Below are 25,683 nucleotides of genomic sequence, written 5' to 3'. Positions count from 1 at the left end.
TTATTTTCTTTCTACTAAGAATAACATCGTCAGATCACGCTACGCACTGAAGCGCTGCGATTTTACGTTATATGCAGGGCCAGACCGGGTTTTTGTGTTCTGCGTTATTATACCGCGATTGTCTTATGGGAAGGAAACAAAGTATCGACGACAGTCGTCAGTGCATGTCTTTTTACCGATTTCAGTCGATTCAGATAAACACATGCCTGAACATCATCAAGCGTACTAACCTGGCGAAGAGACAAATGCGTAAGTTTTTGCGCAAACCGTACAGGGAATACCGCGCACCCACCGTCTTCTTCAATAGCATTGAGTCCGAGCCTTAATGAATTCGTCCGCAGCTTAGCATCCCGCAACTGAGGCCAATGCTGACAAATCAGGTCCCTCGTTTTTCCCCCCCATTCAATTGCAACATAATCATTGGCATCAATATCATCAGACGATCGGCCAACGATATATAAACCCAGGGGTTCGGCACTGATTTGTTGAGAAATCACCTCTTCTGATTTTAGCGGTTCAGAGGAAAAGGCCAGGTCGATGACCCGCTCATGTAGCTGTCGTGAAAGGTTATCAAGGGTCAGAATCTCCGCCTTTACCGACCAGTCCGGAAAATGCTCATGTATGCCCGATAGTGTGCTGCTCAGCTGTAATTCACTGGCCAACTGGGTCGCGCCGCAGACAATATACTCACCGGATTGCAGCTGAAGTTCACGCTTTGCATCTTTCAGGGTATCGCTTAACTGATGAGCATAAGGCAGTAACTTTTCGCCTGCAGGCGTTAGCTGAATACTGTTCCGGTGACGGATAAAAAGCGTGGTCTGGAAGTACTCTTCAAGTAATTTAATGCGGGCACTGACAGCAGACTGTGTTAAAAACAGATTCTCTGCGGCCTTACCAAAATGACGGGTATTTGCGACTTCAATGAAGGTCGATAAAAAGCGAATGTCCATGCTTTACGGGCAATAGTAAACCTGCCCGTAAAGCTGTCACATATGCACAGGTTTGTAAACCTGAAAACTTATAAAGCGTTCAGAAAGTCAGGATATTGTCTAATAACTCTCCTGATGCAATCTTTTCTGCTTTTCGCGTCTAAGCTCATCACGCTTCTGACGCCCTTTCATCTGGTTACGGCGATCCGATTTTTTCTTTCCAAAATGGTCATCGTCTTCTACCGAGTCCCATTCTTCTCGCTGGTAACGATAGTCTTTGCTCATTACAATCTCAAACTAGTGAACGACAAGGTTATTATCTGCGCCGCTGTACAAATTTAAAACAAATATTAATTATCGTTACGACAAAAACATTTGTTCTCAGAATCATAATCTTTTCGCAATCCTGAGACGTTTTTTATCAGTTGATCTGAGTGGTATCCGGATGCGCTGCGCAGGCGGGTATACTGCCTTTTAGTCCTGAAAACTGACAAACAAAAATTTTTCCCGCAAAGAACAAAAATTTTTGTTTCATTTTTTTTGAAATTTGTCCTAAAAGTTCGCTTGCAAACTTATTTTATGCGAGATGAACATGAACACACCTGATATCCGTATTGCACCCAAACCTTTTATGGACAGAGCCAAATTTCCTTACGGCTTCAGGAAATCTGGTGATTTTAGTATTTCTGAAGCTGATTTGCTGACCCGCTATGGCAATACGCTTATGGCCCTGGAGAGTGAAACACTTGCGCCCGAGGGAGATGATGAGTCTCACTTCGTGGCTTTTATTAAAGGTCAGGTACCTGCTCACAACAGCCTTGAAAAAGCGTGGCAGAAATACGTTCAGCTGGCACGCGGCAAGCGCCACTTTTATACGCTACACAGCAGTGCCAGTAATCAGGCTGACTATGACGACGATTACGTTAGTGAGGAATATGACGTAGCAGGTTAATTCGCCCCGTCTTTGTTTAACATGTGGCCCCTTCGGGCCACATTGTTATGAGTTCCTCTCATAAGCTTAGTTTTTGTCTCCCATCTTCGCGCTCCCACCGGTGTAAATACCTGCTATGTGTGATCTTTGTAGGATGCCGTCACGAATTCAATCATAAGTCGCTTCAGCGCCACCTTTTATTCTATTAAGGCGCTCAGACACCTGGAGGATTGAAGCCATGATTTCGCATAAACAGATTACTCACTATTCTATACATGCTACAGACGGTGATATAGGCGGCTGTAAAGATATCCTTTTTGATGATCAGGATTTTGTTGCCCGCTACCTGGTCGCGGATACCAATAGCTGGCTACCAATGAGCCGCAAAGTTGTTATTTCCCCTATTTCAGTTTCAAAAGTTAATACTGATGAACAATGGCTGGCAATAAATATGTCTTCGCAAGAGCTTAAAGACAGCCCGTCGATTGATGAACATAAACCGCTGTCCCGGGAATACGAAGAGACACTGTTTAAATATTTCGGCTATGGTTACTACTGGATTGGTCCGGGTGCATGGGGCGATTTTGCTCATCCCACTGAACTGGCTGATAAAGAAATGGAGCAAACCCTTGCCGAAGACGCTGCTGAGCCAGCAAACCATTTGCGTTCATGCAGCGAGGTACATGGTTATGATGTAGCCACGCTGGATGAAGATGTCGGGCACATCACTGATTTTATCTTTGATCATACCGGGTGGTCACTGCGCTTACTGGTTATTGATACTAATAACTGGCTTCCAGGAGGTAAAAAGCTTGCTGTATTACCAAAAGACATTGATACGATTGATTGGTCAAGCCATAAAGTCCACGTCAACCTGACCCAGGAGCAGCTTATGGATAAGCCAGAGATCGATATGGATAAACTGGCAGATGCCAGCTACTTAGAATCAATTTTGTCGAAAGCGGAGCAATAGTATGACTGAGACGCTATATCAGAAACAGACCTCGCTGGCCTGTGACAACTTTGCTATCAGTCAACAAGGTATGCCCGCCCCCTTTATTCATGCATTAGGTTACCTGAAAGCCGCCTGTGCCACTGCGAACCAGGAACTGGGCAACATGGACGACGACATCGCTGGTGCTATCTATAAAGCGGCAATAGAGGTGGCAGAGGGTAAGCACGATGAGCAATTTCCGGTTGATGTCTTTCAGACCGGCTCAGGCACCAGTACAAATATGAACGCTAATGAGGTTATCGCCTCGTTAGCCAGCCGATATGCAAATCGTGAAATTCATCCGAATGATGATGTAAACATGGGGCAAAGCTCCAATGATGTCATTCCCACCACTATTCATATCAGCGCAGCAATACAAATACAGGAACGCCTGTTACCGGCGATGCGGAGCTTGTCAGAGCATATCGAAGCGCGTATGAAAGCGCTGGACCACGTAATTAAAACGGGCCGGACACATTTGATGGATGCCATGCCGGTAAAGATAAGTCAGGAACTATCCGGATGGCGGGCTCAGATTCTTCAGAATCAACAGCGTCTTGAAGACACACTGCAGCGTCTCACTCGGCTGGCCATTGGCGGCACTGCAGTGGGTACTGGAATAAATACCCACAAGGAATTTGGTGGTCGCGTCAGTGCCGCATTAAGCCGCCAACTGGATATCTCATTTTCTGTCACTGATAATCATTTTGCAGCAATTTCTGCTCAGGACACAGCGGTAGAGCTGGCTGGCCAACTTAACACACTGGCAGCTTCATTAATGAAAATTAGTAATGACTTGCGCTGGATGAACAGTGGCCCGTTGGCTGGTCTGGCTGAGATTGAAATGCCCAAGCTTCAGGCTGGCAGTTCGATTATGCCGGGTAAGGTTAACCCGGTAATACCAGAGGCGGTAGCGATGGCCAGTGCACAGGTAATGGGCTATCACACAGCGATATCGGTAGCCGGTCAGTCGGGCAATTTTCAGCTTAACGTAATGTTGCCCCTTATTGGCCAGAATTTGCTGCTTGCGATCAACCTGATGAGTAACAGCTGTGAACACCTTGGCGAAAAAGCAATAGAGACTTTTACCGTAAATGAAGCGCAGCTTGAGAAAGTGTTATCTAAAAACCCTATTCTGGTTACAGCGCTTAATCAGAAGATAGGCTATGAAAAAGGCACTGAGATTGCTAAACGTGCCTATGATGAAAAGCGGGATATTCTTGACGTAGCGAAAGAAATGACGTCGCTGGAAGAGGATGAATTGAAGTCGCTGTTAGATCCCGCCAAACTGGTGTAGTTATTACACAGAGGAGTCGTCGAAAAATTCGCTCATCAACCCTATCGTCTGAAGTACACGCTTGTCAGTGAGACGATAGTATATAACCTGCCCGTCGCGGCGGGTGGCGACAACGCCGGCTTCTCGTAACAGTGCCAGATGCTGAGATAAAACAGGCTGGGTCACATTAATACGGGTAAGAAGATCAGAAACCGAAAGTTCCTTATCAATAAGCGAATACAAGACGGTCAGTCGTGTTTTATTTGCAAGCAATTTGAAAAATTGCTCTGCCTCACTGACATACTCTAAAATGAATTCATTGTTTTGTGTTTCGGAAATAGCAGACATGCAAGCAACGCTAATTTGTTTAAAGCCATATTGAAACGCGAAGCACTAAAGGTCACAAGTGCATTTATCGCACAAAAGCAGCAGTCTAAAGATATCTGCAAGAATGATGCTTAGACATTGATCATATTAGCATTTGCTAATGATTTATTGGGTAGTTATCTAGCGAAGGAGAAAGTATGTTAAAAAGCGTTCAGGAAAGACTGTCGCAGTTACCAAAATCAATTCGTACTGTAACTGCAACAGAAGCAAAACAAGAGCTTGACGAAAATAAAGGTGCGTTAATTGATGTCAGAGAACCTTCTGAACTGGCCGACTCACCTGTAAACAGCTCGTTTACTATTCCCCGGGGAGTATTAGAAATGAAAGCGCTTGATCAGTTTAAAGACCCGGACAAGCCGCTTTACCTGCACTGTGCCAGCGGTGTAAGGGCACAGCTCTCTGCTGAACAGCTTTTAAAGATGGGTTACACAAACGTATCAGCTATCGTCAGTGATATAAAAGACATTCAGAATACTTTTAATACCTAGTACTTCCTCAGCGGTATATGGAAATATCCATATAAACAGGGCATTATGAGCTTATTGATCGAAAAGTTTATAAGTTAACAAGAATGCTGAAGGCGACACTTGAACAATGGCGTATGTTTAAAGCAGTGGTCGATGCTGGCGGTTTTAACCAGGCTGCCCAGCATGTCCACAAGAGTCAGTCGACCGTACACCATGCCGTCCATAAGCTTGAAGATGCATTAGGCGTAGCACTATTTGAAAATGACGGTCGCAAAGTGAAATTGACCGATGCCGGCGCGTTAATGCTACGTCGCGCCACATTTTTGCTCGAAGAAGCGCATAAAATGGAGGCTGTTGCCGCCAGCCTTCAGCATGGTGTCGAGACACAGCTTCGGGTGGCTGTGGATATTATTTTGCCAGCCGAAATGCTTTATCGTGCATTATCTGAAGTTTCACTTCAGTATCCCCTCCTGAGAATAGAAATTATGGAAACGGTACTGTCCGGTGCCAATGATTTGATGCAACAAGGAAAGGTGGATATCGCTATTTCGCCGTTTCCGTTATCCAATGGTTTTAGCGAAGAATTATGCGAAATCGATTTTATTCTTGTGGCGCACCCAGAGCATCCATTGCATCAGCTGGACAGAACACTAAGTGCTGAGGATCTTAAATCTCACCGTCAGATTGTCGTACGCGATAGTTCGAGTGAAAAACGCGCTGATGCCGGTTGGCTTGGCGCAGAGCAGCGTTGGACGGTCTCTCACACGCGCACTTCCATCGACATGATAGAGCGAGGCCTGGGTTTTGCCTGGCTTCCGGTAGCCATGATCCAGAACAGTCTTAAAATGAATATACTGGCTCCCCTGCCCCTGGCAACTGGTAGTCAGCGTAAAGCGCTACTGAATTTGAGCTTTGAGGACGGTGACAGACTGGGACCAGCCGCCAGAGCATTTATCGGCGAGCTACGGTTTCAGTCTATGCAATTACCCGGCACAGCGACCGTTTTATCTCACAGCGATTGAACATCGTTGCTATTCACGTTATAAACAATAAGCACTAGCATATAACGAAAATAATAAGCAATGGGCGTACAATGAGCGCTGAACCTGTCTTTACATGGCTGCAGAACTTTCATCAGGTAACTGAGCTTAATGTGATGTACACTAATGAATCTGTTCTTCGTCAGTATTCTTTTGGCGTAAATCTGTTACGTTCAACCGCAATGAGTGAGTCATGCCGGATAATTTAGAACTGGTAAAAAGTGACAGCAGTTTAAGAAGGCGGCTATTGCTCGGCTCAATTCTTCTGTCTTTACTGGTTATAACCATTTTTTGCTATGTGGGCTATAGTCTCCTGCTGGAAATGGAAAAAGATTTGGAACGCCAGGCATTTGAGGAACAGTACGCGGACGTTCAGACACTACTGGCACCGGTTATAGAGAATGATGATTCGGTTTCATCCCCTTCACTGGTACCACGCGACCTGTCTATCCTGGCCGAAGATATTCTTATCATTGAATTAGATAATCAGGAATTATACCGCGACCCCCGTCTTGCCCCACAAACCTACTTACAGCCACTTAAACAGTCGGGATTTTTTGAGGAAAGTGGCGACGAATATTATGTTCACAGTAACGTCCTTCCGTCAGGCAAACCACTGACTGTTATCTGGCGTTCTGTCGATATGCAGAAGATTTCTGAGCGTGTGATTAGCCGGTTATCTGTTGCAGCATTTCTGACCTTCTGGCTATCAGTTTGGTCTGCGTTAATTATGTCCGCTTTCATCGCACGGCGATTTGAATCCGCGAATCGCAATCTCGAAAAAATGGCGCTTATCGATAATCTTACCAAGCTTTACAATCGCAATGCATTGCTTACCAGCCTTGACATACAGGAGAAGCAAGGTGCATTCATGTTTCTCGACCTCGACCGGTTCAGAGATATCAATGATGCATTAGGCCACGATATGGGCGACAAACTGCTCAAAGCCTTTTCCCAGCGATTACGGTTGATGTCTGACAATACTATGCAGCTCTATCGTTACAGAAGTGATGAGTTTGTCATCTGGATCCCTAATATTCCCAGCGATGAAGTCATGAATCGCGCCTTCACCTTGCTCTATGAATGTCGCGAACCGCTGAATATCGGTAAGAGTGCATTTGAAATTGGCTGTAGCATAGGCGTAGCATGTGCGCCGGAGCACGGCCACCTCGTCGAAACACTGGTTCAGAACGCAGAGAATGCCATGCTAAGAGCAAAGCGCATGCGTTTGGGTATTCAGGTGTATAACGAGCGCCTGGCGTATAACAGTACGGTTGAGGTGACGTTGCGCAGCCAACTTCGCTCGGCCCTCCAGCAAAAACAGTTTGAGCTTTATTACCAGCCCAAAGTTAACCTGATAAATGGCGAGCTGTCCGGCGTTGAGGCCATTGTACGCTGGAACCATCCTGATGAGGGTCTGTTACCCCCAGGACACTTCATCGACCTGATAGAACAAAGTGGAATTGTCCATGCTTTTACCCGGTATACGGTAGAATGGGCCGTTAATCAGATAAAAACCTGGGAAGTTCAGGGCACACCCATGCCCGTGGCCGTGAATCTTTCTGCCTATAACCTGATGGACAACGCGTTTGTTCCCTTCGTCGAACGATTACTGGCAAGCAGCGGCATTACACCCTCTTTGTTAGAATTTGAGCTGACGGAGAGCGCCACTATGGTGGATGTCGCGGTTAGCAAGCGTATGATCAATGCATTCAATCGTCTGGGCCTGAAAACCTCTATTGACGACTTTGGGACCGGTATGAGTTCGTTTGCTTACTTAAGAGAACTGAATGTCCATACCATTAAGCTGGACCGCGCGTTTATTATGAATATCGCTGAAAACACCAAAGATGCACGCATTGTCGAAGCAATGATATCGCTTTGTCATAACCTTGATATTCGGGTAGTCGCTGAAGGCATAGAACAGCAAAATCAGGTAACATTGCTGCGAAGCCTTAACTGCGATACCGGCCAGGGTTACTTTTTCGGTAAACCTACACCGGCCGGCGGTATTGATGCACTGTTGTCTGCCAGAGAGTCGGTAATGGTTAACTCATTAACGAAATAAGTTGCTGTCCGCCCATCACAATTCCTAATATAGCAATAGAAAGCCCTAACAGCGCAACAGCACCGTCATCGGTAGCCATACCGACCGCCATGATGAAAATAGCCACTGCCGGTACTAACCCCAAAAAAGGCACTAGTTCTAAAGGTACCATCATCAGACCACAAATGGCGCAGCTCAGTGCAATGAGACTTCGAAAAATAAACTGCCGCATAAAAAACCAGCGGGGCATCAACAGTTTGTCGACATGGGTTACCGCAGGCTTTGCTTTACCAATACCTCTATTCAGCGAGTCCCGGTTTATACCGATATCCCGAATAGCAGAGGGAAGCCAGGGATGATTTCGCGCCAGTAAAACTTGCAGTGAAATAAGAAATATTGTTATACCGGTAACTGTCGGAATGCCGGGTATGGCGCCAATAGGTGTTGAGCAAATAAAAGCAGGTGCCGCCAGCATAGGGCCAAATCCTCGCTTCTCCATCACGTTAAGTAACTCACCAAACGTGACTTTTTCCTCATCCCCTCTGCATTGCATTTTCCCGAGCAACTCGTGCAAGCTCATGGACCGTTCCACAGCCATGCTAATCATTGATGGTTACCTGTAAAAAAATGAATAGATTGTAATTGTCTAAGCGAGTATTGTGCCAAAAGTAAACAGAATATAAAGATTCTACCAATTTCAGGCTTTTAAAGGTAAACTCCTTCGCCAATTAAACTGATCTTAATGCGTTAAAAATAAGTAATTTACTTATTGGCAAAGCAAATGAAGCAAGGTAAATATTTGTGCTGACTGTTTTACTCGTTGACGATGATCCTGAATTTACTGATGTCGCCTGTACGATAATTGAATTTTTAGGCCACGAAGTCCTCACTGCTGCGAACCTTGAAGAAGCCCGGGACTGGCTCAAAAAAGAAAGTTTCGACCATATCCTTCTCGATTTCATGTTACCTGATGGTAGTGGTGTTCACCTTTTTGATGAACTCGATGCCCTGGGCAAAAGGCCTCGGGTAACTTTGATAACAGGTCATCCGTCGGTGCGCGGTATCATTAAGGGTCTTTGTGGTCCGAATATCGATTATCTGGTAAAGCCGATTCAGCGCGAGGAAATTGAGGCAGTACTTTCCGGCAAAACAGAAGTACAGTCACAGAGCTCGGGCTCAAATATTAAAAAATATTTTGGTCACCTGATTGGCGAATCAAAACCCATGAAGGAGCTTTACAAGCTTATTGAACGGGTAAGTCGTACAAGCGCTAACGTGATGCTTCTGGGTGAAAGCGGCGTCGGGAAAGAAGTTGTAGCGGAGGCTATCCACGCTGCATCTGATGTCGAGGGTCCATATATCGCGACTAACTGCGGTGCGTTTTCAAAAGAATTGATCGGCAGCGAGCTTTTCGGTCACGAAAAAGGCGCATTTACCGGTGCTGTGGGCCGCAAATCCGGCGTATTCGAACAAGCCGAGAATGGCACGTTATTTCTCGATGAAATAACTGAAATGCCTATTGATATGCAGCCGAATCTACTTCGCGTTCTTGAAAACAAAGTGGTAATCCGCGTAGGCGGGACGAAAACTATTCCGGTTAACTGCCGGGTGGTATCCGCGACTAACAGAACGATGGAGGCCATTGCTGAGAGTAAAGTGCTTCGGGAAGATATCTATTTTCGCCTTGCCGTATTTCCTATCACCATTCCTCCCCTGCGTGAACGTAAGGAAGATATTCCTTTACTGGCGACCGCGTTCATTGATGAGCTAAACCGTGAGAATGAAACTCAGTTCAGTTGGAAAGAAGGCCAGCTGGAAACGCTCAAAGAATACGATTGGCCGGGCAACGTTCGGGAGCTACGTCACTTTGTTCATCGCGCGGCGATAATGAGCGATCCGGACAAATCAGAACTTGAGCTACCGAAAACTATCGAGTCGCCTTTCGCTAAAAAACAATCGACAGCCCCTGCCCTTCAGGCCGGCCGGACGATTGAAGATGTTGAAAAAGAGCTTATCTATGCAACCCTTGAGAAAGTAAACGGGAATAAGACGCTCGCCGCAGAGATGCTCGGCATCAGTACAAAAACGCTTTATAACCGTCTGCACGCATACGGTGACCTTAGCAAAGACGATTAATTGTTGAGACGTTATGAATGATCAAGAGTTTGCCGCGCTTGCGGCGCACGTACATGATGCCAGAAAACCCCTTAACCGGATTTCAATGCAGGCTGAGTTGGTGAAAATGGCGCTGGATGGCAACGTTCCGCCAGAACGCGCTAAACAGGCACTGGATAAAATCATCGTCAGCACCAAGGATTGCAGTGAGGCGCTTACCCAGATGATGGATGCGCTGGGCGATTCTCAGTCGGAATCTTAATCCCATGCTAAACAGAGCAGTACAATCCATTTATAGTTGGATCGTCCTTTTGGGCGTTATTGTTTTTATCATTACTGGTAATTCATTCTATGTGGTAAGTACCCTGGATGAACTTGCCTCCCTTGAGGCCCGGCTATTTACAACTAACCGGGTTATTAACTCAGTAAATACCCTTCACATGGCAGTGCTCAGAGCCGAATCGGGCCAGCGTGGTTATCTGCTTACCAAAGATGAAAGTTACCTTGAAGATTACAATACGACGCTTTTACGCATTGAAAGCCTCTTTGATGAGGTAGAAGTAAGTGCACAGGTCTCAGATTTGCCCAATCAGGACGAGAAGATTGAGAAACTAATTTCACTAAGTCGCAAAAAAATCGGCGAAATGGTGGCTACAGTCAGTCTTGCTAAAAAAGGTGACTTTCAGGCCGCTATCAATCAGGTTAGTTCTGACCGGGGTTTGCGGTTGTATGACCAGTTTGAGACGATATTTTCAGAAATCGATGAGTCAGAAAGAACAGTCCAGGGAGAGCACCTTGCCAACCTGATGAGATTACGCAACGACTCTGTCAATACTCTTATTATTTCTGGTGTAACTACCGCTTTTTTAATTATCGCCATTTTTGTGCTACTCAAGATGAATATGCGTGAAACCTTACGCCACCAACGTGACTTAGAAAACATTAACGAAGAGCTTGAGTATAAGATATTGCAACGCACGCAGGAGTTGCAGGTTTATTCTGACGAGCTAGCTCGTAGTAACCGGGAATTGGAAGATTTCGCCTTTGTTGCTTCACATGATTTGCAGGAACCCTTAAGAAAAATTCGCGCGTTCGGTAATCGAATTGATGATGGGTACAGTGATGTTATTGATGAGCGAGGCAGAGACTTTTTGAAACGTATGCTTAATGCTGCGGAACGGATGTCGATGCTTATCAGTGACTTGCTTGCTTTTTCACGGGTTTCTACCCGCGGAAAAGATTTCACTGAAGTCGATATAAATAATGTTGTTGCTGCAGTGATTGAAGATTTGGAAATTGCGATTGAGGAAGCCGACGCGCAGGTAGACGTAGGTAAGTTACCGGTTATTCAGGCAGATAAGTCTCAGATAGAGCAACTTCTGTTGAATCTTATATCCAATGCTATCAAATTCCGAAAACCTGATACTAAACCGGTTATCAGTATCGCTTCACGAGAGCCAGAAGAAAGTGAACTCAAAGGCCTTCATTTAGTAAATCAGTTTGACTGGGCGACAATAACCATAGAAGATAACGGGATCGGCTTCGACCAATCTTTTGCAGAGAAAATTTTTGCGCCTTTTCAACGACTTCACGGGCGCAGTTCTTATAAAGGTACAGGAATTGGTCTTGCAGTATGCCGCCGAATTGTAGAGCGTCACAATGGACAGATTAAAGCTGTCAGTGAGCCCGACAAGGGAGCGAAGTTTTATATGATAATCCCGCTGAATGGTGAGCCATTCGCGAATACTTCAAGTGTGGGAGTAATAAATAATGACAGCTAAAGAAGCGTTACCTATCAATATTTTGATGGCCGATGATGATGAAGATGATCGGTTGTTAACGCTGGACGCACTTAAAGAAAGTCGCGTGCTTAATAATCTGTACTTTGTTGAAGATGGCGTAGAATTACTCGAGTTTTTACGCCGTGAAGGTAAGTACTCAGACCCGAGTGATTCGCCCCGCCCCAGCCTGATTTTGCTCGATTTGAACATGCCGCGGATGGATGGCCGTGAAGCATTACAGGAGATTAAATCTGATCCGGCGCTTCGCAGTATTCCAGTAGTGATCCTGACGACGTCTAAAGAAGAAGAAGATATGCTTCGCGGATATGATCTTGGATGCGCATCCTACATTACAAAACCTGTTAACTTTGATGGTTTAGTAGATTTGATGCGAGCGCTGGGTCGGTACTGGATTGAGTTCGTCGAACTACCGCACGACTAAGTAATAAATAATTAGGATAAGCTGTGACTGATGTAATCCGCGTACTTCTTATAGAAGATGATGAAGATGACTACTTTCTTACCGCGGATTACCTGTCGCAATGTCAGGAGCCCAGATTTGATATTACCTGGGTAACTAACAGCGCTGAGGCTGTTGCTGCATTTCGCTGTAAACTCTTTGATATTTGTCTGCTTGATTACATTCTGGGTGCCGAGAACGCCATCGATGTTCTCAATATCATCAAATCTAAAGGTATTAGCATTCCGGTTGTAATACTGACCGGGCAGTCGGACGCTAAAGTCGATGAGATGGTGATGCGAGCGGGTGCTGCAGACTATCTGACGAAAAGTGAAATTGAGACGCCGCGCTTCATGCGTACCATGCGATATGCCATGGTGCGCCGTGAAATTGAAAATGAGCGAATTGAACGTCACAAGGTCGAGCAGCAAAACAAGGCTAAAGATAAGTTTTTGGCTCACCTGGGCCACGAATTACGAACACCCCTCACCTCGATTCTCGGGTACACAGAATTGCTTTTAGATGATGCAGGCAATGAGCGCATGCAGCAGGAGCTTTCTATTATCCACACCAATGGTAAGCACCTTTTAAGTCTGCTCAACGACTTGCTTGATATGTCCCGTATCATGGCAAATAAACTTGAATTGTCGCCCAAGGATATTAATTTGTCCGGGTTTATGACAGACGTTCACTCTCTGATGAATCTGGCGGCTAAAGATAAAGGACTCAGACTGTCTATCAACTGTCAGACCCTTTTACCAGAGTCTATTAAAGCCGACCCTACCCGACTGCGGCAGGTTTTGATTAACCTTATCAGTAATGCGGTCAAGTTCACTGACTCGGGTAATATCGAGGTGTCTTTAGAAGTATTTGCCAGTCATAGTAGTGGTGAGGAACGTTTGAAGTTTAGTGTTAAAGATTCAGGTATCGGGATGCCACCTGATAAACTAGACGATATATTCCATCCATTTGAACAAATCGAAGATGTCATGCGGGCAAACCATGGCGGTGCCGGCCTGGGCCTTGCAATATGCCGCGAGTTGGTACATAAAATGGGCGGTGATATCTCTGTAGAGTCAACCTTCGGCAAAGGCAGCATATTTTCATTTTATATTGATCCGGGCGATATCTCCGAGCAGCCCAGAGATGAGCTGAATCTTGCGGCTCCCAGCTCCAGAACCCCTGGCGCGATGAATCTTCATGTCTCAGGACGTGTACTTATTGTTGATGATCTGCGTGAGCTTCGTCGCCTGACGGGCCATATGGTGAGTCAGTGTCACGCGCAGGTGGCCTATGCTGAAAATGGGGTTAAGGCACTGGAAGCTGTGCTGATGGCAGAACAGGAAGGTAAGCCGTTCCACTTGGTGTTGATGGACATACACATGCCGGTAATGAATGGCATCGATTCGCTTAAAGCGATGCGAAAACATAACTGCAAAACGGCTGTTGTCGCGATTACAGCAGCAAGTCGTAAAGGTCTTAAACAGTCCCTGATGGACGAGGGTTTTGACGATATTCTGGGTAAGCCTATTGAAAAGAACGCGCTGATGCATGTTCTGGACAAATATCTTATTCGCACCATTGACCCGGATCTGGTCGATGGTAGCCTTCCCGCTGGCGTAAATGCGAATCCCGAAGCCTCTACCAGTCATAACGATGAGGCGTTGACTAAAGTCGAAAATACGCAGACGGCAGCCTTAGATGATAACGACGATGTGAAGCGCGTGTTGGTTATCGAGGATGACCACGATGCGGCCGACCTTATGCAGTTGCTCATTAGCCATCAAGGCCATCAGGTTGCTATTGCTAATACGGGTCAACAGGCAATATCCCTGGTTCAGCAAGAACAATACGATTTTATCTTACTGGATCTTACATTACCTGATTATCACGGCTTCGAACTTGCTGATGCGCTACAACAGCATATCAGTGAGTCAACAACCATTGTTGTTGTTAGTGGTCGTGAGCCCGATGTAAGCGATCTTTCACGCCACAATATTTCCCATTCCCTTCTCAAACCAGTTAGTAAAGACGATTTGTCGACATTGCTGAGCTGATAGTCGATTACCAGCGGGTTTTACGAAAGAATTACAATGCTTTGCAGTTTTTACCAAGGCAAGACTAAATACAAGCTAACAAAACTCTATAACACCTTGTGACGTAAGGTAATTCTTCTATTCTTCTCGTGGTATGCGCCTTGCAACAGTCTTATCGCATACATTTATAAATCAAGGAGATTCGTATGGTAACGCAAGCTAAAGCCACCACCGGAGTTAAAGGTGCAGGTACTACGGACACAACACATTCAAATGGCGTAACGGAGTCGACACATCCTATGACAGATAAACTTCAAGATTCATTACATTCCTCAGTAGACAAACTAGCATCATCAGCAGCTCGCGCTGAAGAGAATATTCGCTCTACGGCCTCAGATTCAGCTGAAAACATGGCAGCGCGTAAGCGTCTGGCAGAAAAAAAATGGTTAACATCAGGCGTTCGTAAATACGCTATCGAAAATCCGGTTGCTGCTGCCGGTGTGGCATTCGCAGCAGGTATGCTGGTTACTTCACTACTTCGTAAAAAGTAACAGACGATGCAGCCAGGTATGGCCGATTTTACACAAGCATCGTTCAGGCCGCATGGGCCTGTCTCGCTTCGCCCCACCAGAGACACTGGTTGGGCGCTAGCGTGTGTACCTGAACACTCCACCGCAGAAGATACTACATTTCATGAAGCTTTCGAGGCTTACAAGCACCTGTTTAGTGCGAAAAAAGCGCAGCTTGCGGCGTTATCTGATGTAGTTTCGAGCGAAACCGCCCTTGTTAAAAAGTCTGCTATAGTAACTGCTATCGGGCTTGGTGGGGCATTCGTGCTTTCATGTATTTGCTGGATTATTATCAACGCAGCTATTGGTGTCGCTTTGGATCGTTCAGGTCTACATCTTGCTCTCACAACACTTATTTTGCTAGCGATGAACGGTATAATGATAGCTTTCTTTGCAAAGATGGTGTTAGATACCTACAGGTACATATCAATCCGACCTGTCTGGAAAGCATTAACCGGCCACGCGGGCGTTGAAGCGCCACAATCAGATAAGGACCGCTAACATGTTTCTGAGTAAGGAATTACGCTCAGTCGAGCAGTCGCACCTTGATTACACCAGGGTTCGTAATGACGCGCACCAGGCAATGGATGATGTAAAGCACAAATCCAGACTTATTATGGCGAAACCGTCTGTTTTATTAGGTATGTTTGGTTACGGTGCATTTAAAGGTGTTACAACCAGTAATCCTGAGTCGAAACGAAAGCATGCATTAATAACATTTGCCAGAACGGCGTTTTTTAATTTTATAGCCTGATAAGGTGACACATGGCAGTACATTCTGACGTAAAAAAAACTGCTAAAGCATTTGTTGCAGCGTCTGTATTAGCGACTGTAATGAGTGCTTGTAGCAGTTTTTCTGCATCTGGCCCTACTCCCTATAAAGCGGCTAAAAGTGCTGACGCTTACGGTTATTCAAGCGTTCAGCTTGATGATTCCCGTTACCGCGTTATGTTTAAAGCAGGTGAAGATACACCGGCAGATCTTGTGCAGGAGTATACGCTTTATCGCGCCGCACAAATTGCCAGTGAGCAGGGGTATTCCTGGGTAGCGGTAGTTAAAACGGATATTGAGCGAAAGGCGAACATTACTCAAAGAGTAGTGAAAGACAAAAAGAATACGTTGCCCCCGGTACTTAAGGAAGAGCAATGCACAATGTCTGGTTGTAACGATGTCGCTCAGCCTTTTGAAGTCAGTGACAGTGACTTAAGAATGGAAGAAGCTAAGACTCAGGATGTGTATTACTCTATCGTAGCGCGAATGGGTAATAGCCAGGTGAGCACCGGGGACAATGCGTTCGAGGTGCAGAAAGTAATATCCAGGCTGACTGAAATCGTCAACCCGTAAAAGCCGCAATCGCGGCTTTTTTAATGTCTATCGCTATACGCTCTTTGTTTCGGTTGTTTTTCCTGCGCTCCAGTATTTACGACGGATTTCCCCTGACTTGTTGGCACCATAAAAGTCGAATTTGACGTTTCTCTTTTACAAGCAGTTAGAAAAAACTTCTTAGTGTGAAAGGACGAGAAGCTCCTCAGCGTTGATAAATACAGTGTAAAATTCATAGACTACTGATTATTAAGCTAAAATTTATATTCCCAGTACGATTCAAAATGATAGGTGTGGAACATCTCATGCATAACAGGACTAGTTATGCATTTAAAGTATCAACCGTCGCCCTATTTTCTTACAGGAGAAGAAATGAATCAGTTACCGGCGAATGTCGAAAAAGTATCTGACATTGTTAAGGTATTAATTGGTGGCATCGAGTTCTATAAGTATGGTATTAGCAAAGTCTCGGGCCAGCATATCCAGGCGATGTTTCAGCGTATGATTGACGAAAAACAACAAGCCGTTACAGCACTCAGGCCTTATATGGCAGAGGCAAGTCAGCGGGATACAAATGATCCCGACTGGATTATCAAATTCCGAAGCACGTATAAGCGACTGGAAAAAACGCTGGACTCGCACGATGATCATATTCAACTCGAGCAACTTGAAGATGTTGAAGCACAAGTACTACGTGTGATTGACAGCGCGTTAGAAACAAATCCGCCACAGCATTATGCGTGTGAGCTCAGGCGCATAAGAACAAGAATGCAGCAATGTCATGACGAGATGCACTCTCTTCAACACGCTACTGCGTGCTAAATACTAACGGATGTTAGAGCCGATATAAATTATCGGCTTTTTTACTTACAGGTGAACATTATTCGCGTTTTCCACCCAGTCTAAATCCCGAGTCTGTTCGTCAAGGGTGCCCTTAGCCCCTTCCAGAAATACTTTACAAAAATAGTCTACACACTGGTGCATTTCACGATATTTCTTCAGCTGCATTTCCATTTCTTCCATCGCATTTGAAAACTCGCTGTTCGACTTTGACATCTCATACTCACATTTAAGATAGGCACAGAGAACATCTGCGGCTTTCGCCAATCGCACATGCATGTCTTCTTTATCTTGCTGGATCAACGGTTCGTACCGGGCTTTCAGTGCATCTGGCAACGTTTGAATTAACATACTTTCAAATCGTCGTTCCAGCTTTTTGATTGCTGCAGTTGTTTCCGGATCGTGATATTTTACCGGACTTGGAATATCGCTCATCCCGGCAATCTCGCTACCTTCGTGGAATATTGCCATAGCAGCAACCCTGTCAGGAGTAACGTCTTCACCGAACACATCTGCTGCAATAGCTCCGAGCATATGAGCAATCATCGACGCTTCATATATATGTGTGGAAAGCATCTCTTCCTGAAACTGGGCCATAAGGGGCCAGCGTTTGACATTCCTGGCACGCTGCATCAATCCGATAAACGCTGAATTTTGTTTGGTCATATCAAATTCATTTGGAAAATAAGACGGTTAGTGTACCAGTCAGCAAATTTTTTGCTTGCTGAAATGAACAAAATCACCGCCTCTTGTGTAAAAACTGCAAATCACCTGTAAGAGTGATGAATAATTTGTACTTTTTATTTGAAATAACATAAAAAAATCATTTTATTCAATCACTTAATCATTGGCATGAAACCCGCATTAGCTTAAGGGACATTCAATGGAAGCAAAACGAGGATAATCTCATGCTAGGTTGGGCTATTACATTCTTTATCATTGCCATTATTGCAGCAGTTTTTGGCTTCGGTGGCATTGCTGGTGCAGCAACAGGCATTGCCCAATTTTTGTTTTTTGTTTTTGTAGCGCTTTTGGTGATTTCACTAATTGCTAATGCATTACGCGGCAAATCGCCGAAAGTATAATTAAGTTTAAGGAGCAAGGACTATGATGTCGTACAAAAATCTATTAAAAACTCTTTTCGTGGGTATGTTCGCTCTGTCAGTAGCTGCGTGCGATGACGGCGGTGCAGAAAACGCGGGTGAAGAGCTTGACGAAACCATGTCAGAAGCCAGTGATTCAATGGAAGACTCAATGGAAGACGCAGGTAACGCTGTTGAAGATACCTGTGAAGACGTGAAAGAAGGTATGGATGCAGAAGACGACGATTGTTAATCTGCATCTATAGTAAAAACCCGGCTATGCCGGGTTTTTTTGTGCCTAAATTTAACGCATTCAATTGAGCTACCAGCTCTGGCTATTTAATTCTTCAACAATGCGTATCTGAAGGCGCAGCTGATTTGCCTGTGTCGCAACCGTCCAAATCGGTGCCGGGGAATTGTGTACGATGAATTTATATGCTTACTGCAATTCGTGCCATCGCGCCATATCAGTACTGAAGTACTACACGCTACTATCTCATCATTCTAATTGTTTTACGTGCGCATACTTTCAATTCGAAAGAGCGGCCGATACGAGCCCCATCATCTCGATAATGCGATGATGTACTGTAAGGCGCAATGAGAAAGGGAAAGGAAATTATCACAACGCTATAAGACCAACATGTGGTATAGCCTGCTTTGCAAACAGTTGGAGGGCATATGGAATCATCCACCTGCCCTCCAACTGTTTGCGCATTCAGGCCTGAGAGTAAGACTGTTGTGCTTGTGAAGGGTTTTCTTTAGCAACAAATTTATTAAGCAGTGCCGGTAACAATGTGACATCTGTCACCAGTGCCATAACCATTGCCGTTGCTGTCAGAAAACCAAAGTTTACGCTTGGTATAAAGTTAGAGAAGCCAAACAATGAAAAGCCAACTGCAATAATAGTTGTTGTGAACATCAACGCGAGTCCGGTATGCCCGAAAGCCGCACGACTCGCCCGTTCAGCCTGAGTATTATCACTACCCTCTTCTCTTCCCTGTAACCAGGCGTGCAGGAAGTGAATGGTATCATCCACTGCAATACCCATTGCAATAGCGGCGATAGTGATGGTCATTATGTCCAGTGGCATTCCTAACCACCCTATCAAACCCAGTATACCCAGCGTGGTCAGTACATTGGGCACCAATGCAATGAGGGCAATTTTGATAGACCGGAAGATAGCCAGTAATACTAAACCAAGAACAACATAGACAATGCCGAGCGTAGTAATCTGAGAATCAAACAATCGGCTAAGAATATCCTGGTACAAAACAAACAGGTTGGTGAGCGTTACATCTTCCTTATCTACCCCTACTGCTTGAATGTCATTTCTCAGATTTTCCATCAACTGGTCGCGCTGCAGGCCTTCAGTGGTATCCTGAATGCGAACTGAGATCCTTAACTGCTCATCTTCTGCTGAAAAGTAAGAGCCTATTAATTGGTTAACGACCTTTTCATCAAGCAAGCGATAAATAGTCGTCAATTCATATTCGGTTAGTGGTTTACCGTCGTTAAGCTGTTTAGCTAATTCGGTAAAGTTAACCACCGACGTAACACTACCTGTTGCTTCAAACGCATCTACCGCAGCCTGCACTAACTGAAGCTGCCCAACTGTGTTAGCGGTCAGTATCAATTGTTCTTTCTCGTTTGCTTCGCCGATATCAAGGATAATATCCAATGGGGTTGAGCCGCCGAACTCCTGATCAATAAAAGCCAGCTCCTGATAGACGGTAGTATCTTTAGCAAAATAATCGATAAATGAGTTTTCGACGTTCAGGCGGGAAATCCCGGCAGCCATACCCAGAAAGATTATGAGCATGACAGCGATGACCGACTTAGGCGCAGCAAGATTCAGCTTTCTCATTCCATTCAGTATGCCGGTAATAAATCGGTATTCTTGTTGTTCCTTTTTTGCCGGCAAAAACGTCAGAATTGCCGGAAATAAGAGTAAGCTGACTACCATGGTAATTACCATAGCGCTAAGCATCATATAGCCAAAATCTACTACTGGCTGAAGCCCGCTGAAAATCAATGACCCAAAACCCACTGAGGTAGTCAGTGTGGCGTAGAAACACGGTGCCAGTTTTTCCTTCAGGGTTTCGATAATGCGTTCGGACTGACTCAAGCCGGCATTATCGCGGCTGATTTCCCGGTAGGCGCCAATAAGGTGAATCATAACGGCAAGGGTCAGAATGAGCTGCAAAGCGATAAAGTTCGCTGACAGAACAGTGGTACGCATATCCAGCCAACCAAACAGACCCATAGTCAGCGTAACGCTCACCGCGCAAGCGCCCAGGGGAAAGATAACCCAGCGAAGGGTTCTGAACAAAAGCAGAAGTAATAGTGCGACTACACCGGCTATTGCGCTACCGAATATTTTCAGATCAGACTGGATAATATCAATAAGGTGCTGACCTACTACGTACGAACCACCCATGTAGGTATTCGCCCGAGTCTCTACCTGCTCGGTAATCTCATTCAACTGCGCTATTTCTTTTTTACGCGTTTTTGTCAGTTGTTGTCGAATTGGGTCGGCCTGCGCCTGTAAAGCATTTATCTGCGCTTGTTGCTCTTCAGATAACGGTCCGTCCAGCGCCTGTTTCTGTATATTAGTAATCTGGTTATCCAGCTTTGTAAGCTCAGGATCGGGCTTAAATACCACCTGGATAGCCGTGGCTGTCCCCTGCCGATTAACCAGTAAATCCGTGAAAATCGGATGCCCTTCCACCATACTTTTCATACGGGATGGACTGTATCGCTGCTCAAGCCAGGTCAGCGCATTAACGTCACTATTACCCGTTAGTGCAGAAGCATCGTTAATCAATGGCACTGAAAGAATTGATGTTACGTTTTCGACTCGCTCTATGCTTTTTATTTCCTCAGAGAGCTTTTTGATATCTTCAAAGGTCTGGTTACTGAATAGCGCGTGATTTTTTGGCTGATAGGCAAGCAGAATAAATTCATCGGGAGAAAATGTTTCATTGACTACCTGGTTCTGAATATAGAGCTTGTTATTTTTAACCAGTAAAGTGTCAGCAGATGCATCAATTTTAAAATTAGCTATCTGATAACCAAAAAAGCTTACCAGCGCGGCGAATACCAGGATGATAAACCATCGCGCGCTAACAATTCCCTGTGCCAGTTTATTCATCTTCATCGACCTGCTTGTACTGGAAATATTCGTCTCTGCGCTTGCCCTGAATGTACTGGTTTCTGAAATAGATATAAGGGTCTTCCGCTTTTTTATACAAGGCGTCGTAAGTTTCCGCCTGGTCAGAATAATCATCGAACCCGTCAAATGAGCGAATATAGTAGGAATCGGGCGCATCCACTAACTGGTCAATGGGGTGAATAAAGCTTTCTGTGACTAGTGAAAAGGCACTGCGGGAATCCCCGGGGCCCAGAATTGGTAGTACCAGATAAGGTCCTGCACCTACATCATAATGCTGTAGCGTATCGCCCAGTGTCTGACGTTGCGCGTCAATATCAAACCAATGCTTGGCCGGGTCAAAAAGGCCAAACAGTCCTAATGTCGAGTTGATGGCAAAGCGGCCCAGGTTAGCGCCGGCTTCACTGAACTGGCCCGCTGCAAGATTATTTAACAGGTTCAGAGGTTCACGAATATTATCAAACGCGTTACCAATCTTATCGCGGGCGGCAGCAGGCACTACATACCGATACCCGCGTGCTGCCGGGTAAAGGACATACTCGTAGCTATAGTTATTGAAAGTAAACATTGCGCGGTTGAAGTCTTCCCAAGGATCGTAATAATACGGGCCTTCACCATTACCCTGTTTATTTTGCGCATCGGTGATTGCTACAACATTAGGAGAAACACTGATATCCCCCTGACTTGTCTGAACCGTAACGTCTTTACCCGAACGAAGTTTTTCGACATTCTCGTTTTGCTGTTGCTCTTGGGCAACAGGTGCATCCTCAGGTGCGAATGACGGTTCGTCGGTGGTAGTGCAAGCGGTAGTAGAGAGGAAGAAAAGCAGCAGCAATGTATGTTTTAAAAACAAATTCTTCACACAGTGTTCCTTATCAATATATTACATCCCAACAAGTAAGTTGCCTGAGTACTGTCAGTAACCTGTTGATTTATACGGCGCATAACATTTTATGATCGTTTTGCTCACGCTTTAGGGCAGAAAAATGTTCTTGCGAAAGCTGAAGAAAGAGAGTTGCTGAGCCTATATGGCTATAAGCACAAGAGCGCAGAATACAGATTGGATAATATGTTTGTTAAGTAAGTAGTGATACATGTTAGCTGCTCAATAAAAAGAGTAGGCAGAGCATGACCTCTGCCACTGAGTAATTACCTTAGCGTTTATTCGACTACTCGCTTGGCTATCCAATTAGCATTCTGCGTTTCCGGGTATTCGGTATTTACCACCGGCTGCTCATAACGCTCAAACCAATTAAATACGGGCTGGCTTTGCAGGTATTTTTGAAAACGATTTGCAGGTTGAGGCTGGCGCTTTGGCTTTAAAAATTTCATGATACCTATCCTTTCGGGTTTCGGTCCTGATAGACAAGACGACGTAATTTGTCTTTGTTACAGGTATATATACAAAGATTGCACCAACTTATACAAAAGTAGTAAAAAAGCATACAGACCAGTAAAAGTGTGGGCTACAGAAAAAGTTGTAGAGCTATAAAGTGGTGGTGCTTAATTGCCTCTCTATAACTCTTCCTTACCGAGGGAAATATTTACACTATGAAATGACAGTTTGATGAAGACATAAAAAAAGCGCCTTAAGACGCTTTTTTAGGATTGCTAAGACTAATTTTTGTCAGCCGTTGCTGTGTCTTGCATCACCTTAAGATTATCATTTACATTACTGACATCAGACGCGTTTTGCGCGATTTCAATCGCCAGGTTACGCTCTGCATCAGATTCAACTTCACCGGTAAGGGTCACGGTACCCTGCTCTACATCAACATCAATGTCGAAGCCTGAGATATCAGAATCCATAAGCAAGCGCGTTTTAATCACCGTTGCAATTTTTGCATCTAACAATTCACTTGAAGCGTCTTCTGTTGCTTTTTCAGCGTTATTTTCTGCTTCTTCCATATCATCTTCAGCATCCTTGTCCTTTGAAGCAGTCATTCCCTCACTGCCTTTCATACCTTTCATTATTGTCAGGCGATTATCAACGGCGGTAACACCTTCGATGTTTTCTACCAACTCTTCAGCGAGTTTTTTATCTACAGACGTTTTAACGTTACCCGTCAGAATAACCTTTCCATTTTTAACATCTGTATTGATATCAAATGAGTTAAGGTTGCCGTTAAACAACAGTGTTGCTTCAGCTTTGCCATCGATCCAGGCATCCTTGGCACCTTTTTCCCAATCGTTTTCAGCCTTCATGTCGGCTGCTATAGCACCTGAACTTACGGTGCAGGCAACCAGCAGAGATAGTATTGTACGTTTCATTTTCAAATCTCCTTTTATATTTCAGATACCTGAATGCCAAAGCCGTGCCAAACGTTTAACCACCTAATTTTTCAGACCTTTTAGAGTTGCACGGTCGAGAGTTCGCCTGCCTTAATTTGCAAGGCTTACCGTATAGATAAACTTTTTTACTCTCAGCCCCATTTTTATAACACCTTTTTAGGATTGATTAGGCTGCGGTATGAACCGTAATCGTATGAATTCGTAAAGATTTGAATGAAACGTTTGCATCACTGCGTGCACCTCTTACTAAAAATATTAATAAGGAACATCCATGTTCGAAGTCCTGTGCATAATTAGTGGCTTAATGATTTTCACCACAGTAGCTCCCCACTTACCTGGCAAACACTGGTTGATTAGAGTGTGGGAATTTCCCAGAGTCCAGCAAATGGTGATAATTGCAATAACCATTGTGGCATGGGGTGTATATTTTTATTACACAGCTGATATGACGGCAGCAGGATTAGCTATCATCCTTGCTCTGTGCTTTATCTATCAATCAGTATGGGTATTTCCCTACACGATATTCGGGCCAAAAGAGGTCACACGTATAAAGTCGCCGGCGAAAGAGAAAACCTTTTCCATTCTGACCAGCAACGTCTATATGCACAATAAGAACTTTGACGGACTGATTAAGCTGGTCGAGAAGTATCAGCCTGATATGCTCGTTACTCTGGAAAGTAACAAAGACTGGGAAGATGCTCTTGAAACCATTCACAAAGATTATCCCCACCGTATACCCTGCGCATTAGAAAACCTCTATGGTATGCATCTTTACAGTAAGCTGCCGTTCAAAGAGAAAGAATTACGTTATATTATTGAGGACGATGTGCCCTCTATGCAGGTTACTATCGAAGTAGATGGTCATGATGTCATTGTGTACCTGCTACATCCCAAACCACCAAGTCCAACCGAAAACGAGACAGCAGGCCCGAGAGATCAGGAGTTAACGCTGGTCGGGCAGGAAGTATTGGATCAGAAATTACCGGTGATTGTAGCTGGCGATCTCAATGATGTTGCATGGTCTCCCACGACCAGAAGGTTCAGGAGCCTGAGTAAGGCCCGGGATCCTCGTCGGGGGCGCGGGTTCTTCAATACCTTCCATGCCAAGCACAAGTTGATAAGATGGCCTCTGGACCATGTTTTCCATACCGATCATTTCGACCTGGTGGACATAAAGCGGTTAAAAGGATACGGGTCCGATCACTTTCCGTTACTGACAAAGTTACACCTTACCCGGGAAGGTGATGCCTGTTCGTCTTCCTCTGCCCCGGATGCAAACAATAAAGCGAATCCGGAGTCAGAGTAAACAAACTACCTGATATTAAGCGCTGATAGCCATGGCTGGCGCCGTGGCTGCCAGTGCGTGGCAGCGGGAAATCATATCTTTAATATCAGAAACGTCAGGTAACATCTGGTCACCGTCTTCGAGCACAATTTTCCCATTCTGCGCTTCACTGTTTCGCAAAAATAAAACCGGTGGTACACGATTATCTGCCATTTTGATAGCGCGATAAACCTGCTCCCCGCTCATATCTGGCAGCGTATCATCAAGCAGTATCACATCATAATTGCCTTGCTGCTGAAGCCTTACAGCGGCTTTACCGCTGGCAGCAAAATCGACTGTCCAGCCCAGTCCGGTTAATACACTGGTTATGGTACTTGCCGTTACCGGATCATCCTCGGCTAAAAGTACATTAAGAACGGATTTTTGTATCATGGCGCCTCCTGCTAGCCACATATTGCAACCTTTTGATGGTTGTCTCAACGCATCAAGCGCGCTTAAATTTCGCACCGGCATATACCGGGCAGTAAGGTAAACGATTAATAAGCAGAACTTAGGCCATAATTAATCTTTTCAGATCAAAAAACACGTCAGTTCATGGCTTTATCGGGTTTCTGTGCTGATAAGCTCCCAAAAAAGCTAAGCGTGAACAAGTTATCTGTT

At 45.0% G+C, this 25,683-nt stretch carries 29 protein-coding genes; 19 read left to right on the top strand and 10 right to left on the bottom strand.

Features of this window, described 5'->3' with window-relative positions; translation table 11 throughout:
- Positions 1 to 107: 107 nt before the first annotated feature.
- Positions 108 to 950, bottom strand: coding sequence for a LysR family transcriptional regulator (locus tag FBQ74_RS06855; RefSeq protein ID WP_139755968.1), 843 nt, complete (start codon positions 948 to 950; stop codon positions 108 to 110).
- Positions 951 to 1,049: 99 nt separating this feature from the next.
- The gene (locus FBQ74_RS18940) at positions 1,050 to 1,214 is read right to left on the bottom strand and encodes a hypothetical protein (protein ID WP_168190624.1); all 165 of its coding nucleotides are present in this window, start codon (positions 1,212 to 1,214) and stop codon (positions 1,050 to 1,052) included.
- Positions 1,215 to 1,521: 307 nt separating this feature from the next.
- Between FBQ74_RS18940 and maoP the strand changes: the two genes are divergently transcribed.
- The 3 genes from maoP to FBQ74_RS06840 all read left to right on the top strand — a co-directional run bounded on the left by maoP (position 1,522) and on the right by FBQ74_RS06840 (position 4,151).
- A complete protein-coding gene (maoP, locus tag FBQ74_RS06850) occupies positions 1,522 to 1,881 on the top strand; it encodes a DUF413 domain-containing protein (protein WP_139755967.1) in 360 nt (119 codons plus the stop codon).
- Positions 1,882 to 2,098: 217 nt separating this feature from the next.
- Positions 2,099 to 2,833 carry a PRC-barrel domain-containing protein gene (locus tag FBQ74_RS06845; RefSeq protein WP_139755966.1) on the top strand — a complete coding sequence of 245 codons (735 nt, stop codon included), beginning with the start codon at positions 2,099 to 2,101 and terminating at the stop codon, positions 2,831 to 2,833.
- Position 2,834: 1 nt separating this feature from the next.
- Complete coding sequence (locus tag FBQ74_RS06840; RefSeq protein WP_139755965.1) at positions 2,835 to 4,151, top strand: class II fumarate hydratase; 1,317 nt, start codon at positions 2,835 to 2,837, stop codon at positions 4,149 to 4,151.
- Positions 4,152 to 4,154: 3 nt separating this feature from the next.
- Here the strand turns inward: FBQ74_RS06840 and FBQ74_RS06835 are convergent, their stop codons facing one another.
- On the bottom strand, positions 4,155 to 4,478 hold the full coding sequence (locus FBQ74_RS06835; RefSeq protein ID WP_139755964.1) for an ArsR/SmtB family transcription factor: 324 nt from the start codon (positions 4,476 to 4,478) through the stop codon (positions 4,155 to 4,157).
- A 176-nt stretch (positions 4,479 to 4,654) separates the two neighbouring features.
- Between FBQ74_RS06835 and FBQ74_RS06830 the strand changes: the two genes are divergently transcribed.
- From FBQ74_RS06830 to FBQ74_RS06820, 3 genes are all read left to right on the top strand, one after another.
- Positions 4,655 to 5,005 (top strand): rhodanese-like domain-containing protein, encoded by a 351-nt coding sequence (locus FBQ74_RS06830; protein ID WP_139755963.1) that lies wholly within the window; start codon positions 4,655 to 4,657, stop codon positions 5,003 to 5,005.
- An 83-nt stretch (positions 5,006 to 5,088) separates the two neighbouring features.
- Positions 5,089 to 6,006: a LysR family transcriptional regulator gene (locus FBQ74_RS06825; protein ID WP_139755962.1), complete on the top strand. Its 918-nt coding sequence runs from the start codon at positions 5,089 to 5,091 to the stop codon at positions 6,004 to 6,006.
- A 211-nt stretch (positions 6,007 to 6,217) separates the two neighbouring features.
- Positions 6,218 to 8,092: a putative bifunctional diguanylate cyclase/phosphodiesterase gene (locus tag FBQ74_RS06820; protein ID WP_139755961.1), complete on the top strand. Its 1,875-nt coding sequence runs from the start codon at positions 6,218 to 6,220 to the stop codon at positions 8,090 to 8,092.
- On the opposite strand, the gene FBQ74_RS06815 is transcribed toward FBQ74_RS06820, so the two are convergent.
- Positions 8,073 to 8,651: an exopolysaccharide biosynthesis protein gene (locus FBQ74_RS06815; RefSeq protein WP_232371986.1), complete on the bottom strand. Its 579-nt coding sequence runs from the start codon at positions 8,649 to 8,651 to the stop codon at positions 8,073 to 8,075. The two genes, FBQ74_RS06820 and FBQ74_RS06815, sit on opposite strands and share 20 nt — an antisense overlap.
- A 221-nt stretch (positions 8,652 to 8,872) precedes the next feature.
- Between FBQ74_RS06815 and FBQ74_RS06810 the strand changes: the two genes are divergently transcribed.
- The 10 genes from FBQ74_RS06810 to FBQ74_RS06765 all read left to right on the top strand — a co-directional run bounded on the left by FBQ74_RS06810 (position 8,873) and on the right by FBQ74_RS06765 (position 17,177).
- Complete coding sequence (locus FBQ74_RS06810; RefSeq protein WP_139755959.1) at positions 8,873 to 10,207, top strand: sigma-54-dependent transcriptional regulator; 1,335 nt, start codon at positions 8,873 to 8,875, stop codon at positions 10,205 to 10,207.
- Positions 10,208 to 10,220: 13 nt separating this feature from the next.
- Positions 10,221 to 10,448 (top strand): histidine kinase dimerization/phospho-acceptor domain-containing protein, encoded by a 228-nt coding sequence (locus FBQ74_RS06805; protein WP_139755958.1) that lies wholly within the window; start codon positions 10,221 to 10,223, stop codon positions 10,446 to 10,448.
- Positions 10,449 to 10,452: 4 nt separating this feature from the next.
- Positions 10,453 to 11,967: a sensor histidine kinase gene (locus FBQ74_RS06800; protein ID WP_139755957.1), complete on the top strand. Its 1,515-nt coding sequence runs from the start codon at positions 10,453 to 10,455 to the stop codon at positions 11,965 to 11,967.
- Positions 11,957 to 12,409, top strand: a complete 453-nt coding sequence (locus FBQ74_RS06795) for a response regulator (RefSeq protein ID WP_139755956.1) — start codon at positions 11,957 to 11,959, stop codon at positions 12,407 to 12,409. Before FBQ74_RS06800 ends, FBQ74_RS06795 begins: the two co-directional genes overlap by 11 nt.
- Positions 12,410 to 12,432: 23 nt before the next feature.
- Positions 12,433 to 14,484 (top strand): response regulator, encoded by a 2,052-nt coding sequence (locus FBQ74_RS06790; protein WP_139755955.1) that lies wholly within the window; start codon positions 12,433 to 12,435, stop codon positions 14,482 to 14,484.
- Positions 14,485 to 14,669: 185 nt separating this feature from the next.
- Positions 14,670 to 15,014 carry a DUF883 domain-containing protein gene (locus FBQ74_RS06785; protein WP_139755954.1) on the top strand — a complete coding sequence of 115 codons (345 nt, stop codon included), beginning with the start codon at positions 14,670 to 14,672 and terminating at the stop codon, positions 15,012 to 15,014.
- Positions 15,015 to 15,032: 18 nt separating this feature from the next.
- Positions 15,033 to 15,533 (top strand): hypothetical protein, encoded by a 501-nt coding sequence (locus FBQ74_RS06780; protein ID WP_139755953.1) that lies wholly within the window; start codon positions 15,033 to 15,035, stop codon positions 15,531 to 15,533.
- Position 15,534: 1 nt separating this feature from the next.
- Positions 15,535 to 15,786 (top strand): hypothetical protein, encoded by a 252-nt coding sequence (locus FBQ74_RS06775; protein ID WP_139755952.1) that lies wholly within the window; start codon positions 15,535 to 15,537, stop codon positions 15,784 to 15,786.
- 11 nt (positions 15,787 to 15,797) lie between these two features.
- Positions 15,798 to 16,376: a CC0125/CC1285 family lipoprotein gene (locus tag FBQ74_RS06770; RefSeq protein ID WP_139755951.1), complete on the top strand. Its 579-nt coding sequence runs from the start codon at positions 15,798 to 15,800 to the stop codon at positions 16,374 to 16,376.
- Positions 16,377 to 16,727: 351 nt separating this feature from the next.
- Entirely contained in the window at positions 16,728 to 17,177 is a 450-nt protein-coding gene (locus FBQ74_RS06765) for a DUF2383 domain-containing protein (RefSeq protein ID WP_168190623.1), read from the top strand.
- 45 nt (positions 17,178 to 17,222) lie between these two features.
- On the opposite strand, the gene yfbR is transcribed toward FBQ74_RS06765, so the two are convergent.
- Positions 17,223 to 17,861 (bottom strand): 5'-deoxynucleotidase, encoded by a 639-nt coding sequence (yfbR, locus tag FBQ74_RS06760; RefSeq protein ID WP_139755949.1) that lies wholly within the window; start codon positions 17,859 to 17,861, stop codon positions 17,223 to 17,225.
- 242 nt (positions 17,862 to 18,103) lie between these two features.
- On the opposite strand from yfbR, the gene FBQ74_RS06755 reads away from it, so the two are divergent.
- Positions 18,104 to 18,280 (top strand): DUF1328 domain-containing protein, encoded by a 177-nt coding sequence (locus tag FBQ74_RS06755; RefSeq protein WP_018982048.1) that lies wholly within the window; start codon positions 18,104 to 18,106, stop codon positions 18,278 to 18,280.
- A 22-nt stretch (positions 18,281 to 18,302) separates the two neighbouring features.
- Complete coding sequence (locus FBQ74_RS06750; protein ID WP_139755948.1) at positions 18,303 to 18,530, top strand: hypothetical protein; 228 nt, start codon at positions 18,303 to 18,305, stop codon at positions 18,528 to 18,530.
- A 462-nt stretch (positions 18,531 to 18,992) separates the two neighbouring features.
- Here FBQ74_RS06750 and FBQ74_RS06745 read toward each other — a convergent pair whose 3' ends face one another.
- The 4 genes from FBQ74_RS06745 to FBQ74_RS06735 form a co-directional block, all read right to left on the bottom strand.
- A complete protein-coding gene (locus tag FBQ74_RS06745; RefSeq protein ID WP_232371985.1) occupies positions 18,993 to 21,434 on the bottom strand; it encodes an MMPL family transporter in 2,442 nt (813 codons plus the stop codon).
- Positions 21,421 to 22,308, bottom strand: a complete 888-nt coding sequence (locus FBQ74_RS06740; RefSeq protein WP_139755947.1) for an MlaA family lipoprotein — start codon at positions 22,306 to 22,308, stop codon at positions 21,421 to 21,423. Before FBQ74_RS06740 ends, FBQ74_RS06745 begins: the two co-directional genes overlap by 14 nt.
- Positions 22,309 to 22,607: 299 nt before the next feature.
- A complete protein-coding gene (locus FBQ74_RS18935; protein WP_168190622.1) occupies positions 22,608 to 22,778 on the bottom strand; it encodes a hypothetical protein in 171 nt (56 codons plus the stop codon).
- Between the two features lie 285 nt (positions 22,779 to 23,063).
- On the bottom strand, positions 23,064 to 23,717 hold the full coding sequence (locus tag FBQ74_RS06735; RefSeq protein ID WP_139755946.1) for a BON domain-containing protein: 654 nt from the start codon (positions 23,715 to 23,717) through the stop codon (positions 23,064 to 23,066).
- Between the two features lie 292 nt (positions 23,718 to 24,009).
- Between FBQ74_RS06735 and FBQ74_RS06730 the strand changes: the two genes are divergently transcribed.
- Positions 24,010 to 25,044: an endonuclease/exonuclease/phosphatase family protein gene (locus FBQ74_RS06730; protein WP_139755945.1), complete on the top strand. Its 1,035-nt coding sequence runs from the start codon at positions 24,010 to 24,012 to the stop codon at positions 25,042 to 25,044.
- Positions 25,045 to 25,059: 15 nt separating this feature from the next.
- Here FBQ74_RS06730 and FBQ74_RS06725 read toward each other — a convergent pair whose 3' ends face one another.
- Positions 25,060 to 25,455 carry a response regulator gene (locus FBQ74_RS06725; protein WP_168190621.1) on the bottom strand — a complete coding sequence of 132 codons (396 nt, stop codon included), beginning with the start codon at positions 25,453 to 25,455 and terminating at the stop codon, positions 25,060 to 25,062.
- Positions 25,456 to 25,683: the final 228 nt, after the last annotated feature.

This window comes from Salinimonas iocasae (assembly GCF_006228385.1).
Classification (GTDB): Bacteria; Pseudomonadota; Gammaproteobacteria; order Enterobacterales; family Alteromonadaceae; genus Alteromonas; species Alteromonas iocasae.
Note: the sequence above shows the minus strand (reverse complement) of the source record. Positions and strands in the feature narration are given on the sequence as shown.

What these genes read in the sequence shown, in the direction of transcription:
- FBQ74_RS06855 (WP_139755968.1), bottom strand. Translation starts at nt 950, where the DNA reads ATGGACATTCGCTTTTTATCGACCTTCATTGAAGTCGCAAATACCCGT.
- FBQ74_RS18940 (WP_168190624.1), bottom strand. Translation starts at nt 1,214, where the DNA reads ATGAGCAAAGACTATCGTTACCAGCGAGAAGAATGGGACTCGGTAGAA.
- maoP (WP_139755967.1), top strand. Translation starts at nt 1,522, where the DNA reads ATGAACACACCTGATATCCGTATTGCACCCAAACCTTTTATGGACAGA.
- FBQ74_RS06845 (WP_139755966.1), top strand. Translation starts at nt 2,099, where the DNA reads ATGATTTCGCATAAACAGATTACTCACTATTCTATACATGCTACAGAC.
- FBQ74_RS06840 (WP_139755965.1), top strand. Translation starts at nt 2,835, where the DNA reads ATGACTGAGACGCTATATCAGAAACAGACCTCGCTGGCCTGTGACAAC.
- FBQ74_RS06835 (WP_139755964.1), bottom strand. Translation starts at nt 4,478, where the DNA reads ATGTCTGCTATTTCCGAAACACAAAACAATGAATTCATTTTAGAGTAT.
- FBQ74_RS06830 (WP_139755963.1), top strand. Translation starts at nt 4,655, where the DNA reads ATGTTAAAAAGCGTTCAGGAAAGACTGTCGCAGTTACCAAAATCAATT.
- FBQ74_RS06825 (WP_139755962.1), top strand. Translation starts at nt 5,089, where the DNA reads ATGCTGAAGGCGACACTTGAACAATGGCGTATGTTTAAAGCAGTGGTC.
- FBQ74_RS06820 (WP_139755961.1), top strand. Translation starts at nt 6,218, where the DNA reads ATGCCGGATAATTTAGAACTGGTAAAAAGTGACAGCAGTTTAAGAAGG.
- FBQ74_RS06815 (WP_232371986.1), bottom strand. Translation starts at nt 8,651, where the DNA reads ATGAGCTTGCACGAGTTGCTCGGGAAAATGCAATGCAGAGGGGATGAG.
- FBQ74_RS06805 (WP_139755958.1), top strand. Translation starts at nt 10,221, where the DNA reads ATGAATGATCAAGAGTTTGCCGCGCTTGCGGCGCACGTACATGATGCC.
- FBQ74_RS06800 (WP_139755957.1), top strand. Translation starts at nt 10,453, where the DNA reads ATGCTAAACAGAGCAGTACAATCCATTTATAGTTGGATCGTCCTTTTG.
- FBQ74_RS06795 (WP_139755956.1), top strand. Translation starts at nt 11,957, where the DNA reads ATGACAGCTAAAGAAGCGTTACCTATCAATATTTTGATGGCCGATGAT.
- FBQ74_RS06785 (WP_139755954.1), top strand. Translation starts at nt 14,670, where the DNA reads ATGGTAACGCAAGCTAAAGCCACCACCGGAGTTAAAGGTGCAGGTACT.
- FBQ74_RS06780 (WP_139755953.1), top strand. Translation starts at nt 15,033, where the DNA reads ATGGCCGATTTTACACAAGCATCGTTCAGGCCGCATGGGCCTGTCTCG.
- FBQ74_RS06775 (WP_139755952.1), top strand. Translation starts at nt 15,535, where the DNA reads ATGTTTCTGAGTAAGGAATTACGCTCAGTCGAGCAGTCGCACCTTGAT.
- FBQ74_RS06770 (WP_139755951.1), top strand. Translation starts at nt 15,798, where the DNA reads ATGGCAGTACATTCTGACGTAAAAAAAACTGCTAAAGCATTTGTTGCA.
- FBQ74_RS06765 (WP_168190623.1), top strand. Translation starts at nt 16,728, where the DNA reads ATGAATCAGTTACCGGCGAATGTCGAAAAAGTATCTGACATTGTTAAG.
- yfbR (WP_139755949.1), bottom strand. Translation starts at nt 17,861, where the DNA reads ATGACCAAACAAAATTCAGCGTTTATCGGATTGATGCAGCGTGCCAGG.
- FBQ74_RS06755 (WP_018982048.1), top strand. Translation starts at nt 18,104, where the DNA reads ATGCTAGGTTGGGCTATTACATTCTTTATCATTGCCATTATTGCAGCA.
- FBQ74_RS06750 (WP_139755948.1), top strand. Translation starts at nt 18,303, where the DNA reads ATGATGTCGTACAAAAATCTATTAAAAACTCTTTTCGTGGGTATGTTC.
- FBQ74_RS06745 (WP_232371985.1), bottom strand. Translation starts at nt 21,434, where the DNA reads ATGAAGATGAATAAACTGGCACAGGGAATTGTTAGCGCGCGATGGTTT.
- FBQ74_RS18935 (WP_168190622.1), bottom strand. Translation starts at nt 22,778, where the DNA reads ATGAAATTTTTAAAGCCAAAGCGCCAGCCTCAACCTGCAAATCGTTTT.
- FBQ74_RS06735 (WP_139755946.1), bottom strand. Translation starts at nt 23,717, where the DNA reads ATGAAACGTACAATACTATCTCTGCTGGTTGCCTGCACCGTAAGTTCA.
- FBQ74_RS06730 (WP_139755945.1), top strand. Translation starts at nt 24,010, where the DNA reads ATGTTCGAAGTCCTGTGCATAATTAGTGGCTTAATGATTTTCACCACA.
- FBQ74_RS06725 (WP_168190621.1), bottom strand. Translation starts at nt 25,455, where the DNA reads ATGATACAAAAATCCGTTCTTAATGTACTTTTAGCCGAGGATGATCCG.